Raw genomic sequence first — 16,554 nt, 5'->3', positions numbered from 1 at the left:
GTTAATTATACAGAAAAAAGCACCTATAAACTAGACACTTTTTTTATATGTGTCCTGTCTATAGGTACCATTTTAATAGTGTTTTTGAAGAAGTTAAAACAAATGAAGAAAAACATAAGCTTATAAATTATAAATATAGTCCAGAAGATGAAATTGGAGTTGGTGGACTTAAAACAAAGTTTAGAAATAATGTTGAAGCTATTAAAACTTTAAAGGTTATTGAAGAAGAGAATAGATTTGCAACAGAAGAAGAACAAAAGATACTAGCAAAGTATGTTGGATGGGGTGGAATGCCACAAGCTTTTGATATAAATTCAGGTGGATGGAATAACGAATATGCAGAACTAAAAGCTTTATTAACACCTGAAGAATATTCGTCAGCTAGAGCATCGACACCTAATGCCCACTATACTTCACCAATAGTTATTGAAGCTATGTATAAAGCTATTGAGAAATTTGGATTTAAGTCAGGTAATATATTAGAGCCAGCTATGGGAGTTGGTAATTTCTTTTCAACCTTACCAGAAAGTATGGAAGGCTCAAAGCTTTATGGAGTAGAGCTTGATGATATATCTGGAAGAATATCAAAGCAGTTATATCAAAAGGCAAATATAAAAATACAAGGATTTGAAGAAAGTGATTATCCAGATAATTTCTTTGATGTAGCTATTGGTAATGTTCCTTTTGGAGATTATAAATTACATGACCCTAATTATGATAAGCATAATTTTTAAATTCATGATTATTTCTTTGCAAAGGCTTTAGATAAAGTAAGACCAGGAGGAGTAGTTGCTTTTGTTACAAGTAAAGGAACTCTTGATAAAGAAAATAGTTCAGTAAGAAAATATCTTGCTGAAAGAGCTGATTTAATAGGAGCAATAAGGCTTCCAAATACAGCTTTTAAAGCTAATGCAAACACAGATGTTACAACGGATATTATCTTTCTACAAAAACGTGAAAGAGTATCTGTAAATGAACCTAATTGGCTTCATATAGGATTAACAGAAGATAAAGTTCCTGTAAATGAGTACTTTATTGATAATACTGATATGCTTCTTGGTAAGATGAGTTTTGACCAAAGAATGTATGGTGAGGGCAGTAAATATACAGCATTAGTTAATGATGATGAAGACTTTGACCTTAAAGAAGCATTGCATAAAGCTATTGAAAATTTAAATGCTAATATAGGCAGTTATAAAAGAGAAGATATTAATTCAGAAGATGAAATACCAGCTGACCCTAATGTGAGAAATTACACATATACTTTTGTTGGAGAAAATTTATATTATCGTGAAAATGCATCCATGTGAATATTTCAGTCGTTCAGAGCATCCCGTACGCAGTACGTTGAGCCATGTTAACGCATTTATTGAGCCACCCTCACGCTAAGAGAACCATTAAGCCAGCATGAGGGTGATTTTTTTTACTTTTTAATACCTTTACGTTTGCGCATAGAATCTTGACCTTGAATTGTTATTGTATAAGAGTCATACAAGATTCTATCTAGTATAGCATCCGCTAAAGTTCCTTCTCCAATCTTTCCATGCCATGCGGCAGCTGGAAATTGAGAACAAAATAGAGTGGATGCCACCTTATGTCTAGATTCAACTATTTCTAAGAGGTCTCTAGCTTCGCTATCTGTAAGCGGAACTAAGCACCATTCATCTAGGATTAGAATACTAACATTTTTATATTGCTTAATAACTTTTTTATAAATACCTTCTCCTCTTGCAACAGCAAGTTCGTTTAACAAATCAGGAAGTCGTACATACTTAACAGTGTAGAAGTTTCTACAAGCAGCTATGCCGAAGGCAGACGCAATATAAGTTTTTCCAGCTCCAGAGGCTCCAAGAATTATTATATTGTGTTTTTCCTGAATATAATTGCAAGTTGATAATCTAGTTATTTCGGATTTATCCAGTTGCCTATCGGCATGGTACTCAATATCTTCAATACAAGCATTGGTGAAGTGAATTTCTGATTTCCTTATAAGCCTATCTAATTTATTGTTTTTCCTTCTAGCCCATTCATTATCAACTAACAGACCAAATCTATCTTCAAATGATAATGTTTTAAATGAGGAATCTTCAAGTTGATTTCTATAGGATTCTGCCATTGAATTTAATCTCATTTCATTTAATTTGCTTATAGTACTTTCATTAATCATTTTTTAAAACCTCCCATAATATTCAGCACCTCTTATAAAGCCTTCTGGCGATGGTGATGATGTTGAAGTTTTAGGAGTGTCATCCATATTAATCTTATCTTGACCAGTTTTTAAGATAGTTTGAACACTTTTAAAATTTGGTGTAGATGTGTATGATAGAGCTTTTTTACATGTTTCCTCTAATCTACTTAAGGAATATTTGTCTCCCAACTTTAATAAAGCCATACAACTTCTATATCCTTGTTGCTCAACCCTATGTATTGATAAAATAGATTTAACTACAATTGTTGTATTAGTACCTACACTTTCAGACCATGAAATAAATCTATCTGAATTCCAAGTAGTATAGTTTCTATGGTTTTCAGGCATATGATCTATGTTAGTGCTATATTGCCCAGGTTGACCATACAATCTTACATGAGAACAAACTCTTTGATCATTAAAGAATACTTCTACTGTATTTTTAGTGATTCTAACGTCAACTTTATGCTTTATATATTCATATGGTACACTGTAAAGCATTGTATCCACTGAAATATGATAGTTAAATTGAACTGTCGCAATCTTCCAAGTAGCCATTTCATATTGTCGCTTTGGTAATGGAATCAATGTAGGTTGCTCTTCCTCTAAAAATACACTTAAACGGCTTCCAGGTTTCTTTTGAAATGGCTTACTATTAAACTCCTCTAATTTCAAAGAAATCGCATCATTAAGTTCAACTAATGAAAAGAACTTCTGATTACGAAGCGATGCTATAATCCATGTAGATATAACACCTACGGTGCTTTCAGCACTTGGCTTATCCTTAGGTTTTCTCACCCTTGCTGGAATTATAGCTGTATCATAGTGCTCCGCCATCTCATGATAGGTTTTATTTAAAATAGGATCATCATATGCAAAAGCTTTGGTTACACCAGTTTTCAGATTATCAGGAACTAGAATACGAGTAACTCCACCGAAGAAATCATAAGCATTAACATGAGCAGTAATCCAACACTCAAGGTTCATCGATGTAAATGCTTCTGTGTATGCGTACTTACTGCAAGGCAATGCTGCAACAAATACATATACTTTTATGGTGTCACCTGTATTTCTATCAATAATACTTGTGGTATTTCCAGCCCAGTCAACTTCAAGCTTTTCACCAGGCTTATGCTCAATATGCATAGTAGCTTTAGATACATTGACGTAGTCTCTGTAATACTTACAAAACTGCGTATACATAAAAGGTACTTCCTTACTTTCTCTACAATCCTCGCAGTATTCATTCCAAAGTAAGCTTAAAGTAACTCCACTTTTAGCCATTTCCTTATGAATATACTCACCGTTAGGTAGTTTTCTAGTTGGTGATACACTTTTTTCTGAGAATAGTAGCTTTGCTAACTCATAATCAGAAATGGACTCTGGTAATGGCCAGAAGATTCCATTTGATGTAGCATTTTTTACTACGCTTGAAACCGTATTGCGTGAGCACTTGCAACTTAACGCAATGTTTCGCTGGCTGATACCTTGACTATGTAGTCTTAAAATTTCTCGATAATTGGTCATATAATGACATCCTCTTAATGAATATTTACACCTAATATTGGTGTATAGATTCATTATTGCCAAAAATAAGCAAATGGCTCTCACTCCGTGATGGTGGCTCAATTTTACCGAGAATATGGCTCAAACTTTGCATATCAATTGCTCTGAAACAGTGAATTATTCATTTTTAGTACAGATTTTTAATTTTATCATAGCTACTGCTGCCAAATTTTAAAAAAGTTTATAGATATAAAAGTAAAAATAAATTATTAGAATCATAATGTTTTTATGTTTTTATGTTTTTATGTTTTTATGTTCTTATGTTCTTAGGGGGTTCAACGCTTAGAGCCAAAAGGGTTTGAAGCTCCTAGGGAAATTGAGAGTTTGAAATTAAAATTAAAAATTATTGAGAGAATTATTGTCAAAATAAAAAGTGCTCTAGGAGGCTTAAAGATAGTGGTATAAAAGGGTTGAGTGCCAAGGAAGTTAGGAAGTTAGATTAAATTTGGAATAAAATATTTTTTGAATTTGTAATAGTATTAAATTATTACACGACTGGCCCTGGTTGATTATCATTTTGTTGGACCTTTGATAAAGTATTATTTATTTTTACATAAAAAGAGTTTAGAAAAAAATAAAAAGTAAAACTTAAAAATTATTTCAAAATAGGTGTAAATAAATTTCAAAATTGCATATATACTATTTGAATGGGTTTAATGGGGAAAATACATATGTTAAGGGGAGAGCGGTATGAAATATACAATTATGGGTTTTAGACAAGAGAAGTTAGTTCAGTTGGGTCTTGATACTATGGATGCAACGATCCTTAGGTATTTTATTGATTTTAAAGAGTCTAAGGGAATGAAGGTTAAGATTGTAGATGGACAAGCTTATTATTGGATTCGATATGATGGAGTTTTGAGGGAGTTACCTATATTAAATATGAAAAAATGCACTGTGCAATCTAGATTTTTTAAATTAAGAGATGCAGGAGTACTTACTCACCAGGTTATAAGAGAAGGTGGTACGTATTCCTATTTTGGCATAGGTGAAAAATATATTGAGCTAATAAGTAGTAGTGTAAATGTAGATGATGAAAATATAGAAGACGAAAGCAGCAATCAAGTAAAAGAGGCTTCTGAAAATTTAGAGGCAGATAATAATGTAAAGAGTGTAGATGAAAACAAGGACAGTGTGGATGTGGATTACTATAGTGGGGATGGAAACCCTCAGGGTATAGATGGAAATCTTAAGGGGTATCAGTGTGAGTCCACAACAAATAATTCCTCTACTAAAGATTCATCTATTAAATATAATAACCTAGCCTTTCTAAGGAAAGGGGCATTTGAGATAATAGATTATTTAAATTTACAAACAGGAAAGAAGTTTAAAACTGACACCAAAGTAACCCTTAGTATAATTAAGGCAAAGTTTCAAGAGGGATTCACAGTGGAGGATTTTAGAACAGTATGGCGTTGATTTACAAGGTATAGAGTATTTACATTGGTGGGAAGTTTAAATCTATGTTTAAGGCTCTTAAGGAAGATAATGAGATAGTTAAAATAATGGGATATAGAGCAATAACTATTGATAACAAAATGTCTAGGGACAAAAGGCATTTTATAGAAATATGAAGAGCATACACGAGATTTCTAAATTAAAAAATGAAGTAGAAAAGATAAACGCTATTAAGGAAGCACTTCTCAATGGTGGGAACCTTAGTAATATATTGTAATATTATCTTTAAAATGGTACGATGTCTATAATATTTTATATGAGGGTAGTGTATGAAAAATGCAACTAAAATATTGGGGTTTATAGGTTTTGGACTTAGTATATTTGTGATTATTTTATTTATGGTAACAGCCATATTCGCACAAGGTTCAGATTGGAAAATACTTTTATTCTTATTAGCTGTCTGCTTACCTTTTATAATTTTAGGATTAATAGGGGTAATTAATACTGAAACAAAAAAGATTTTATCAACCATACTTTTAATATTAGCCGGTGTAGCAACTTCATTTTTAGGTTTAATGAGTGCATCTGGTGGAAAATTGATAGGTGGATTAAATATGGCAGTTGGATTTATAGCTGGAGGTTTATATATAATGGCAGCTATATTTTGTGTTTTGAATAAGAAACGAAATGTTATATGATGTAAAACACTTACTTAATTATAGGTGTTTTTTTATACGGAAAATGAGGTGATTAGTAAACTCATTTACTTCGTTCTTTCGTAAGTTACCCTGGGGTGTAAAATTTGGAAATTTTCACTTCCTGAACTGCAGTCGTAAGGAACCTTTGTTCCTGGAAGAATTTTCACCCCAGGGGTAATTGCGAAAGGACCTTGGGACTTGAGCTTGCTACCTGGTGCAGGAAGCATTGTTACAAAAAATATTCCTGAAAATGTAGTAGCAGTAGGTAATCCATGCCGTATACTTCGTGAGATTAGTGAAAGAGACAAAATATACTACTATAAAGATATGAAAATAGATATTGAAGAATAGTGGGAGGTTGAGTTGTCATGCATGTCATGTTGATTAAGGATAAAATGTTTACGTAGTGATAAAGATATACAAAATTAAGAATGTGTATTTTAAAAAAATACACATTCTCAGATGGAAATTTATAACATAAAAGTTATGGAAAATAGTTTAAAGATAGTGGTTGATGAGGTTTGAATTTTATGTGAAGTCTAAGATCTAATGGTGAAATAAAAGTATGACTTTTATAACAGGGAGAAAATATAATGAGATTTATTAAAAAGGCAAGTTTTGATAACATAATGGAATTATCTCAAATATATAAAGACTATGAATTATATACTGATAGAGATGATTTTTCTGAGATAAGCATTACAAAAAATCTAGAAATAATAAAAGAAGCATATGTAAAAAATGGTGCCATTGTAACAGCAGTTCATTGCCCTTCTTCTAAGTATAAAACAAGTTTAGATATACAAGGTGAAGTATCTACAAACTACATGTCTTGGTGTGAAATACTGACAGAGAAAGAAGAATTAGAATTATTTGTGTTAATTTGCAAATTTATAGAAGAGGTTGCAAAGGTATATATTAGTGCTAACGATAATTCAAAAGTACCTAAAAAAAATAATGAAGAAGATGAAGAGAATGAAGAAAATGAAGAAAATGAGAGTCTTAAAGAAGATACTAAAATTATAGTTATCCTTCATGCAGGATGTATAATTGGTTGTGACGATACTAATAAGAAATTTAGTTGTAGTTATGATTGGATAGGTTGTAAGCGATGTACAGATAATAAAGAGAAGATTAATATTAGTAATTTGCTGATAAAAATAAAAGAATTTAAAAATTTACAAATAGCATTTGAAAATATTACCCCATTTTACAATGGAAAACTAGGAAATAACTTTGGATATGGATATGAGAATTTTCTTCTTGCAGAAAGACTAAATCAAGAATATGAAATAAGTGTGTTTGGAGTAGTAGTTGATTTTTGTCATATTTTTGCCACTTGTAATTTATTAGAAATAAATATAGATAGAATTGAATATTTTAATAAATATATGAGTGGAATTAATGATGAACAAAAAAAAATGATTAATTTATTCCATTTATCAAAATACAATGAAATAACGGGAATGCATGGTGAAATATTTAATCACACTAAGGAAGATCAAGCTATCATGCTAAGTATTAGGGATTGGTGTCTGAAGAATTCAAGAAATACCCCTATTACACTTGAATTAATAGATAGTCATGATGTAGTAGAAGGGAGTAATAACTTTTACAAAGTAATGCTTGAATGGAGTAAATTACACATTTTAATAAAAGACAGGCTAGAAGATGATCTGTATCAATTTTTTGAAAGTTTGTATCAAATTTATGCATTACAATTTAATAACAAAACTAAGGCTAGAATAGTAGATATAGCTTGTAAATTACGACAAGTAGTTCTGGAAAAATCTAACAAAGAGAGTAAATTATTTGGGTTTAATAATGAGAAACAAAATTTAGATATTTATCTAATACAGGTACAAGCTTATATATATTATATGAGATATTGTAATTTAGCTATAAACTTATTAGAAAAATATCAAGATAACGCTGAGGTCAATATCACTTCAGTATTATCTCACTATATTTTTAATGATAACTTGCAAGAAATAAGATTTGATGGGTTAGGAAGTTATTATAAAATTTATTGGATAAAAAATAAGGCGAATCTTTATCGTTGTTATGATGGGTGTAATGGTGGGAAGAAGAGGGAAAAAGGTTTTGGTGAAATTATCCGAAAGTGTTTTGAACATATAGATGGAAAATATGAAGAAACACAATATTTATCCTTTAGTAAGTCTTTTGGTAGAGATATGGTTAAATACTACAATCCTCAAATAAACAAGCAGATAACAAAATATAATATTGAGATTATCGAAAATGCTCCAATTAACAGTGTATTGGTTGAAGATAAATGGGTTACTCTTCAAGAATATCAAGATTGTCAAACAGACTACATAAATTTTTCGATTGATTTTTCTGACTTTTATAATGGCCGAGGAGATAGCGGTAAAGAAGCAAGTTTGAAGGAATTATACGAAAAGGTATATAGTGGAAAAAGTTGGAGAGATAATGTAATTGGTTCAATATATGATCAAGAAGTTATTTTGTATAATTCAAATGATCTTGTGATACAAAGATATTTCCTTAATGAGTTAGAATTTATTATAATGATGGTTGCATATTTAATTATGCTTAATTGGGAAGACAAAAAAAATACAATATCGATGAACAGTGTTATTGATAAAACCTATGTTTCTCAGAGTCTTTTGGATGATTATTTTGTAAAACCATATAATAAACATAGTATTACAATTTGTAACATAAAAAAAATCCTACAAGCAGTTGATTTTGAATATGAAAGAAAAAATAAGATTAAAGGTAATAATAATGGATTTGGTGACTTTGCTAAAGTATTTATACCATGGTATGAAAGTATAAGTACTAAGCTTTTTTACAATGAAATTATAAACAAACTGAAAAACAAAGGTGGTGAAGATGATGAGCCTAATAGATCATAGTGGTAAAACAATAACACTTGGTGAACTTATTTTAGATATAGATGATACTCTGAACCAAAGTAAAGGTGCAAAAGTTTATATGCCTATGTACCAACGTAATTATAAGTGGAATCAAGAAACTGCTGTTAAGCTTGTTAATGAGTTAATAACTTATTGGAATAATGGTAATCAAAGTAAACCAAAGTCTATATCTTTATTTACTTTGTATATAGATGATAAAAATAATATTCAAGTAGTGGATGGGCAACAACGATTGATAACTTTGCTATTAGTATTTACTTCTTTGAATAAAGAAAATAAATTTATCCACCTTCAATTTGAACGAGACTTTTCTTTAACAAAGAAACGTAGTGAATTTATCAGACAAAAGAAAAATACATTAGATGATGATAGCATAGCTTTAAGTGATAAACGAAGATTATTATACAACTATCAAGGAATATCACAAGAGTTACAGCATATAACCGATAATAACAAGTTTGTTGATTATATACTTAACAACGTAACATTACTTCTTCATGTAACAAAAGATGAGCCAATTTCGGAATTTCTAAATCTAAATTGCAATAGAACTAAATTTTCTATTTGTGATAGAATTAGGTCAGCCCTAATAACTTATCCTACATTTAATGACATAAATGATGTAGATAAAAAAATTATTGCGTCTATCTTGGATTGTTCAGAGTATAAAAAAGGTATATCCATTTTATTTGAAGAAATAACTCACTTACTATACAAAGAGGATATTTATAACACTATTAAATTAGGATATGTAGATCCAGATGAAACAAATGAGAATAGAATAAACATTTTATTTAGTAAATTGATAGACAGTACAAAAGAAGGATATATGAATTGTAAAGCTATTGATGATACAAATAGAATTAACCTTCTACTTAAACTTGCATATTATAAGAAAATGTTAAAAGAACTAGATGATGATTGTAAAACTTATCAAACACATCGAGCTTTTATTAATTTTTATAAACATCGAAAAATAAGATTTTTTGAGTTATTGGACAATTATGTTGATAATAATTCTGAAGATAATTTGTATGATATTTTACACAAAGAACATTCTATTGATAAGAACATAGTTGAATATATGAATAGTAACCCTTCAGATGATGATATTTATTTTGTTAATAGTTATTTTGAAGTTTTATCAAATAATAAAAAACCAGAGGAAAATGACAAATATTCTTCATTATTAAAATCATACTTTAAAAACCCCTCTAAAGATAAAGTTAAATATTTTTCGTTGAATAAAGATACTTTTGAAGATATTGTTCAGAGTTCAGGAAAGTATATTTTATATCGTTACATAAATGAAAAGCACAGGGGAAATCAGAATGTTATTAATTTCCCTTCAATACCAGTTTTTGAGGATTCAAAGAGGATTGCCTGTAATGAGAAAATAGTACCCATAACAGAAATTACATTAAATGCATTGTTACAAAAGTGTATAATAATTCCTGTTATACAACGTGATTATTGTATGGGTAGCCATTTTAATCAAAGTGATAAAAGTGATATGTTAGATTATATTATTGATAGCTTTAATAAAGATAAATCTATTACGTTAAGTGCCATAACCATTCTTCAACAACAAGAAAATGATGTTTACATTTACGATGGGCAACAAAGAATATTTACTTTAGCGTGTCTTGTTAATTTGTTGGATCATAATGTTAAAATTATGAATATAACATTTGAAAATAGAGATGCTTTTAATACGAGTATTAAAAGGTTTTTTGAGAGTGGAGAAATAAACGCAAATAACTATGCTTCTAATTCTATTGCTAATCTTAAAAAAGCTTTACTAAAAAAAATAGGTAAAATTGATAAAAGTGAGTTATGTAACTATATTCTTAATAAAATTAACTTTGATGTAATAACAGTAAGTGGAGAGTTATCCACTGCTGAACAATTTTTTGTTGAAATTAACGATGGTGTTCAGCTTGTACCATATGAGATTTTTAAATGTAAGATTAACGCAAAATATAAAGAACTTATATACTGTAATAATGAAACAAATGACAACTGCAAAAAATGTGAGATTGAAGAATGTCCTACTGTAAATGAATTTTCATATAAAAAATGGATAAGTGATATTGATAACGTATGGTTAGATTATTTTTATAAATTTAATAAAATAGAATTAGAAGATGAATCTTCGGTTGAAGAACTTATGGAAATGAGATTTATCGAATTTTGTTGTAGGATGATTTGCTGGGAAAAATATCTAAATAATAGAAATGGTAAACATCCTCTTGAATTAAAATGCTTTGAAAATAGTGGAAATGAACTGGGAGATATGGATGTTTTTATTGAAGCATTAACTATAAGTGATTTTATAAGAATAACTGAAATAATGAATAATTTGATTAGATTTAAAGCTGTGGATACGTCTGAAAAGGTAATAAAATATGAAAAGAAATCTATAAGTGGAAATGGCTTGTTTATTATACCTATATATGATGTAACCAACTCAAATAATAGTGGACAAATCAAAGTCTTAATAACTAAATTTATAAAATTTTTAATGGAAGAAAGTGAAGAGCGAACAAAAGATATTGTTATGTGGCATATTCTAAAAAATTTAACACTCAATAATGCTGATATAAATGCTATAAACTTAAAGATGCAAAGCTGGAATAATACAATTATTTATGATACCCCTTTTGCTTATGTCACTCCATCTTTTATTGGAAAGTACAGAAATGTAATTCTTCCAGTACCTAGTTATTATTATAAAGACAATCAGGAAGGCTGGACGAATATTTATGAAAAACTACCACTTAAAGACAAGCCAAGAGAAAAAGACTTGTATCAAAAGTATAACTCCATAATGATGAAAAACTATCAAAATAACATCTATATTCCACATGTAAATATTACACAGGAATATAGAATATTTTATAGATATTCAGCTAAACACTTTTGTGATACGGGAATGACAGGTGAGCCTAAAAAAACCAATAATAGGCAAACTTATATAAATAGTAATAACGGTTCAAGTTTTAAATATTTACGAAAAAGAAGTGATGATAATTTTTACAAAAATATTTATAATGCGTATATAGATAATCATGACTATAATAAGCTTGAGGTTGAAGGATTAGTGTTTGAGGATAGTAATAACCAGTTCTATATTAATATTTAATGATAATTTTAAGTTTGGATAGTTTAAATAAAATTATTGAACTGTATGTTTGATATATTTCCACGGAGTTAAAATCATATAATATAGAAGTAGATATGTTCCCTATTGAGTTTGACATACATCCTATCCTATCGTGCCACGTTGAAACGGTGGTAAAGCTACTGAAGAAATAGACTGATACCAAGGGTTTGCGGGATTTACCATTGAATAATTAAGTGTGTTTTGACTTCCTCCAAGGGTAAATTGGAGGAAGTTTTTTTATGGAGGATATGTAAGCGTCAAAGAATTACCGGCTATTAATCCATAATATCCTTTGATAAACTTGAAATATCCAAGATGATTTAAGAGAGGTATTTCAATAATGTTAAAGGATGTAGATGAAGAAATAAACTGGGAGGATATATTAGTAAAGTGTAAGTGTCAAAGAATCTCCGCCTATTAACACTATACCTCCTTTGTTAAACTTGTGATGATAAGTAAGAGGTGGAACACCTACCGTATACCCAAAATAAATCAGCTCCACAACAGACGTGTGGAGCTGATTTATTTAATAGAAGCCTTCTTTGGCAATTTGCTTTATGTAATTATATTGTTTTCTTATAAGTTCTTTAAATTCATCATCTGATAGATCATCATAAAGTGCTATTCCTTCTTCATAAAGGCACTCGTATATCAATTCACAATAATCATTGTCTTCACGATGTATTTTATTATAGCGATTCTCAATCTCATATGGAAAATCTAATGTATAGGCTATATCATCAATTTTCCCGTCAAGAAACTTCTTTGTCATATTCATCATAAAATTAATATTAGGCTGACTCATTGTAAGACTCCTCCTCTGTATGTACTTTGCACTTTGCTTATATTTTTTCTGACCAAGGTAAATACTCCTGAAGTACCGAAGGTTCTAGTGAAAATTTACTATTTGGTAAGTTTTTAAATATATATTCAAGATATTTGTATACATCTATGTTTTTAGCTGCCGCTGTATTTACAATGCTAAATATAATAGCAGATGCTTTTGCACCATCAACTGAATCAGAAAATAATGAGTTTTTTCTCGTGATTGCCACTGTTTTTACGGCTTGCTCCGATAAATTATTGGATAATGGTATTTCACCATCAAGTAAGAAATTAGTAAAATAATCTTTGTGATTTAAAGTATATTTTAAAGCTTTTTTCAAGTTTGGATTATTAGTATAAGTATTTTCAGCCCATGCGAAAAAGGCATCCAACACAGGGATACTTTTAACAAACCTATTCTTTTTACGTTCTTCAGGTGATAACTCTTTCCATTTTCTTTCTAGTTTGAAAAGTTTATCACAGAAATCACATCCAATGGCTCCGCCAGATTCAGGTATTTCTTTTTTACTAGAATCCAGAAGGATAGCGTCAATATAATACCGTCTTAAATGACTGAAGCAAAGGCAACGAGTTATGTCTTTTACTTTTTCATAACCTGCGTAAGCATCAGAAACAAGAAAACCTTCAAAATCTTCAAGAAAATTTTTGGCATGTTCTCCGGCGCTGCTACTAGTATATTGGTATAGAATTATTGGTGTTTCTTCACAAACTCCGGTTCTATGTACCCATATAAAAGAATTACTAGACACAAGCTTACCAGCTTCCTTATTTATTTGCCAAGTTGTTTCATAACTCATGATGACATTAGATTTTAGCAAGCTCAAGTCCCAAAGTCATCTCGTAAGGACACCAGGGGTGTAAATTCTTCCAGTGACAAGCTGTGAAGATAAAATGAGATAAGAGGAGAATCGTCAGAGATGGTGGTTCTCTTTTGCGTAGTTTTAATATTTGTAGCAAGTTCAAATCCTAAAGTCCTTTCACAAGGACCCCAGCAGGTTGTGCATAAATCATATTTTCGCACAGCATGCAGGGGTGAAAATTATTCCAGGGACAGGATTTCACTTGGACTCAAACTTCGTAAGTGCGGTATTCCCAAATTTTAGACCATAGCAGACTGTACATTAATTAATTTCTATGAAAGATTTAAGCAATGGCGTTGAATATAGTATTCATATTTGATACAAAACAAATATTTATAGCAACATCTTATAGGGGTAAGCCCTTATCTTCAACAGTACCTTCGAGGTCCAGTAAATTACTAGGTAAAAGTCTTATGCAGAGCATAGGGCTTTTATTACGTTACATAAGCAGAATAAGTTTTTAAAATTCCTAGTCAGTTCACATTATCCCAGGATTACACTCTGAGGTTGAAGTAATTATTTATGTAGTTAAAGATGCCATAAAATAAGAAGCTTTAGTAAATAGAGTAGTTAAATTAAAAAAATATAGAGTTATTTCAAAAGTAAATTTTGGAGCAACTCTTTTTTAGTACAGACTTTTAATTTTATCATGGCTACTGTTGCCAGATTTTAAAAAAGTTTATAGATATAAAAGTAAAAATAAATTATTAGAAACACAATGTTTCTATGTTCTTAGAGGGTTCAATGCATAGAGCTAAAAGGGTTTGAAGCTCCTAGGGAAATTAAGAATTTAAAATTTAAAATTGAAAATTAAAAATTATTGAGAGAATTATTGTGAAAATTATTGTGAAAATCAAAAATGATCTAGAAGCTTTAAAGTCAGTGGTATCAATGGGTTGAGTGCCCAGGAAGTTAGGAAGTTAGGAAGTTAGGAAGTTAGGAGCTAGCAAGTTAGATTAAATTTGGAATAAAATATTTTTTTAATTTGTCATAGTATTAAATTATTACACGACTGGTAGTGGTTGATTATCATTTTGTTAGACCTTTGATAAAGTATTATTTATGTTTACATCAAAAGAGTTTAGAAAAAATAAAATTTAAAAATTATTTTAAAATAGGTAAAAGGCCATTATCATTACTTCTTGGTTGGGGGGAACAAACTTTTAGCAGATATTGTGATGGAGATATGCCTACAAAACAGTATTCAGATATTTTAAAAAGAATTTATGAGGACCCTATATATTACCTTTCGGTTTTAGAAGATAATAAAGATAGGTTAAAGTCTATGATTTCCTATGAAAAAAGCAAAGCTACTACAATGAATTTCATGGAGAATAATGAAAAGCTAAATCCAACTAAGATTGATTCAGTTATTAACTGTAGCTGTTGCTCATTTCTATTTTAACCTAAATATCAATAATGTTCATGCAAGTATCCACGGTGACGGCAGAGATTGCAAGAGGCAAGCTATTGCTTGTATTCGCCGTCTTGGGGATAATCCATGAGAGGTGAAATGTGTGTAAAAAATAAAGAGTTAACAATAAGAGTAATAACTACTTTAACCCTAGTTGTTACTCTTTTTCATATTATCATTCATTAAATTAATTTCTCAAGTTTTAAACCTAAATGTGAATTCACTATTAAAACTTTGTTCATTGACCTTATAGCAGCTATAACCTTTATACTAAAAATATAAAGGAATTAAATTATGAAAGTGAGCTGCTCACTGCGGTACAGTATGGAAATTCTAATAAGGTACAAATATTAATATTGTGTTTGCTTGCATAAATACAAAGGATGAAAGGTGGGTTCTAGTTGGGCGGTACTATGAATATATAACTATATCCCCTTAGGTTGGTTCTTTTTAATGGTAATTTATCTTTGGGATGAAAAATCAGAGAACAGAATAGCCGTGCAGTATATGCCTGAAAATTCACTGCCAAAAGAATCTATATAATAAATTTTAATATAAAAGTCAGGAGGGATAAAATGAAACCACAAGAGCGACAAGAAATATTTAAAACTTTAAAAGATAAATATGAAAGTGAAGGATATAAAACAAGGGAACATACTATATCTGTTTTGAAAGCAAATCTCATGGCTTTCGTAACTGCTGCACCCATAGCTTTAATTTGTGCTGTTATATATTTCAACCTTCATCCATTATTTGAAAATATGAATTCTGTAACAATATATCTTGATTTTAAAAGTATGATATTAATATGGATATTAGCTTTAGTATTTTGCTTTATCCATGAGTTCCTTCATGGCGTTACCTGGGATGGTTCTGCAAAGATAAAAAAATATTTCCTATGGAGTAATGTGGAAGCAGTTAACCCCTTATTGCTGCTGTGCTGAGGCTCTAACTTTTAAAAGATACATCTTGGGAGGCTTAATGCCTTTTCTTGTTATAGGTTTAGGAATGTTTTTAGTTTCCTTGGTTCTAGGAAATTTGGTGATATTTCTACTTAGTATATTGAACATAATAGGAGCTTCGGGGGATCTAACAGTGGTTTTAATGCTTTTAAAATGCAGAAATTCCATTATCGTTGACCATCCAACAAAATGTGGCTTTGTAACCTTTGATAAATAACAAACTTTAAGTAGCAAGTGATTGCCCATGGCAATAACGTCCTCACCTAGGGGGTTTGCTCCAACCTGAATTTACGAAACTGGTTGGAGATTGAAGAATGGATTTTTGAATTTCTGATTAGCAAGTATTTTCCAAGGAAAATACTCAAACCCTTAGTGGAGGTATAGATTGCCATATGTGTAAATATGTTAATCAGATGTAGAATGCATAAGTAAGCATCTTACCCTTAAGAAAATGCATCTTACCTTATGTGATATTGTGAGACTAAAATAGTTATTGTATATTTATAATCAAGAAGACAGAACAAGGGAGTGA

At 30.1% G+C, this 16,554-nt stretch carries 14 protein-coding genes and 2 pseudogenes; 12 read left to right on the top strand and 4 right to left on the bottom strand.

Going from position 1 to position 16,554, the window contains the following annotated elements:
• Positions 1-47 precede the first annotated feature (47 nt).
• The 3 genes and pseudogenes from RSA29_RS15945 to RSA29_RS15935 all read left to right on the top strand — a co-directional run bounded on the left by RSA29_RS15945 (position 48) and on the right by RSA29_RS15935 (position 1,310).
• Complete coding sequence (locus tag RSA29_RS15945; RefSeq protein WP_346944607.1) at positions 48-734, top strand: hypothetical protein; 687 nt, start codon at positions 48-50, stop codon at positions 732-734.
• A pseudogene (locus tag RSA29_RS15940) lies at positions 735-902 on the top strand (hypothetical protein); the annotation flags it as partial.
• Between the two features lie 162 nt (positions 903-1,064).
• Complete coding sequence (locus RSA29_RS15935; RefSeq protein WP_346944606.1) at positions 1,065-1,310, top strand: hypothetical protein; 246 nt, start codon at positions 1,065-1,067, stop codon at positions 1,308-1,310.
• Positions 1,311-1,423: 113 nt separating this feature from the next.
• Here the strand turns inward: RSA29_RS15935 and istB are convergent, their stop codons facing one another.
• Together istB and istA are read right to left on the bottom strand one after the other, a co-directional pair.
• Entirely contained in the window at positions 1,424-2,167 is a 744-nt protein-coding gene (gene istB / locus RSA29_RS15930; RefSeq protein WP_346944605.1) for an IS21-like element helper ATPase IstB, read from the bottom strand.
• A 3-nt stretch (positions 2,168-2,170) separates the two neighbouring features.
• Complete coding sequence (gene istA / locus RSA29_RS15925; RefSeq protein ID WP_346944604.1) at positions 2,171-3,715, bottom strand: IS21 family transposase; 1,545 nt, start codon at positions 3,713-3,715, stop codon at positions 2,171-2,173.
• 729 nt (positions 3,716-4,444) lie between these two features.
• On the opposite strand from istA, the gene RSA29_RS15920 reads away from it, so the two are divergent.
• The 6 genes and pseudogenes from RSA29_RS15920 (at position 4,445) to RSA29_RS15895 (ending at position 11,919) form a co-directional block, all read left to right on the top strand.
• On the top strand, positions 4,445-5,173 hold the full coding sequence (locus RSA29_RS15920) for a conserved phage C-terminal domain-containing protein (RefSeq protein WP_346944008.1): 729 nt from the start codon (positions 4,445-4,447) through the stop codon (positions 5,171-5,173).
• 44 nt (positions 5,174-5,217) lie between these two features.
• Complete coding sequence (locus tag RSA29_RS15915; RefSeq protein ID WP_346944009.1) at positions 5,218-5,328, top strand: Gp15 family bacteriophage protein; 111 nt, start codon at positions 5,218-5,220, stop codon at positions 5,326-5,328.
• Between the two features lie 153 nt (positions 5,329-5,481).
• Positions 5,482-5,850 carry a hypothetical protein gene (locus RSA29_RS15910; protein ID WP_346944010.1) on the top strand — a complete coding sequence of 123 codons (369 nt, stop codon included), beginning with the start codon at positions 5,482-5,484 and terminating at the stop codon, positions 5,848-5,850.
• A 195-nt stretch (positions 5,851-6,045) separates the two neighbouring features.
• A pseudogene (locus RSA29_RS15905) lies at positions 6,046-6,201 on the top strand (sugar O-acetyltransferase); the annotation flags it as partial.
• Positions 6,202-6,443: 242 nt separating this feature from the next.
• Positions 6,444-8,753, top strand: a complete 2,310-nt coding sequence (locus tag RSA29_RS15900) for a hypothetical protein (protein WP_346944011.1) — start codon at positions 6,444-6,446, stop codon at positions 8,751-8,753.
• Positions 8,731-11,919: a DUF262 domain-containing protein gene (locus tag RSA29_RS15895; RefSeq protein ID WP_346944012.1), complete on the top strand. Its 3,189-nt coding sequence runs from the start codon at positions 8,731-8,733 to the stop codon at positions 11,917-11,919. Before RSA29_RS15900 ends, RSA29_RS15895 begins: the two co-directional genes overlap by 23 nt.
• Before the next feature lie 547 nt (positions 11,920-12,466).
• Here the strand turns inward: RSA29_RS15895 and RSA29_RS15890 are convergent.
• Positions 12,467-12,745: a hypothetical protein gene (locus RSA29_RS15890; RefSeq protein ID WP_346944013.1), complete on the bottom strand. Its 279-nt coding sequence runs from the start codon at positions 12,743-12,745 to the stop codon at positions 12,467-12,469.
• A gap of 37 nt (positions 12,746-12,782) precedes the next feature.
• The gene (locus tag RSA29_RS15885) at positions 12,783-13,604 is read right to left on the bottom strand and encodes an IS66 family transposase (protein WP_346944603.1); all 822 of its coding nucleotides are present in this window, start codon (positions 13,602-13,604) and stop codon (positions 12,783-12,785) included.
• Positions 13,605-14,691: 1,087 nt separating this feature from the next.
• On the opposite strand from RSA29_RS15885, the gene RSA29_RS15880 reads away from it, so the two are divergent.
• The 3 genes from RSA29_RS15880 (at position 14,692) to RSA29_RS15870 (ending at position 16,239) form a co-directional block, all read left to right on the top strand.
• Complete coding sequence (locus RSA29_RS15880) at positions 14,692-15,051, top strand: hypothetical protein (RefSeq protein ID WP_346944015.1); 360 nt, start codon at positions 14,692-14,694, stop codon at positions 15,049-15,051.
• Positions 15,052-15,635: 584 nt separating this feature from the next.
• On the top strand, positions 15,636-16,004 hold the full coding sequence (locus RSA29_RS15875; RefSeq protein WP_346944016.1) for a hypothetical protein: 369 nt from the start codon (positions 15,636-15,638) through the stop codon (positions 16,002-16,004).
• Positions 15,967-16,239, top strand: coding sequence for a DUF3267 domain-containing protein (locus tag RSA29_RS15870; RefSeq protein ID WP_346944017.1), 273 nt, complete (start codon positions 15,967-15,969; stop codon positions 16,237-16,239). The genes RSA29_RS15875 and RSA29_RS15870 overlap by 38 nt, the downstream gene beginning before the upstream one ends.
• The last annotated feature ends 315 nt before the right edge of the window (positions 16,240-16,554 follow it).

Source organism: Clostridium sp. (assembly GCF_036660475.1).
Lineage (GTDB): Bacteria > Bacillota > Clostridia > Clostridiales > Clostridiaceae > Clostridium_J.
Note: the sequence above shows the minus strand (reverse complement) of the source record. Positions and strands in the feature narration are given on the sequence as shown.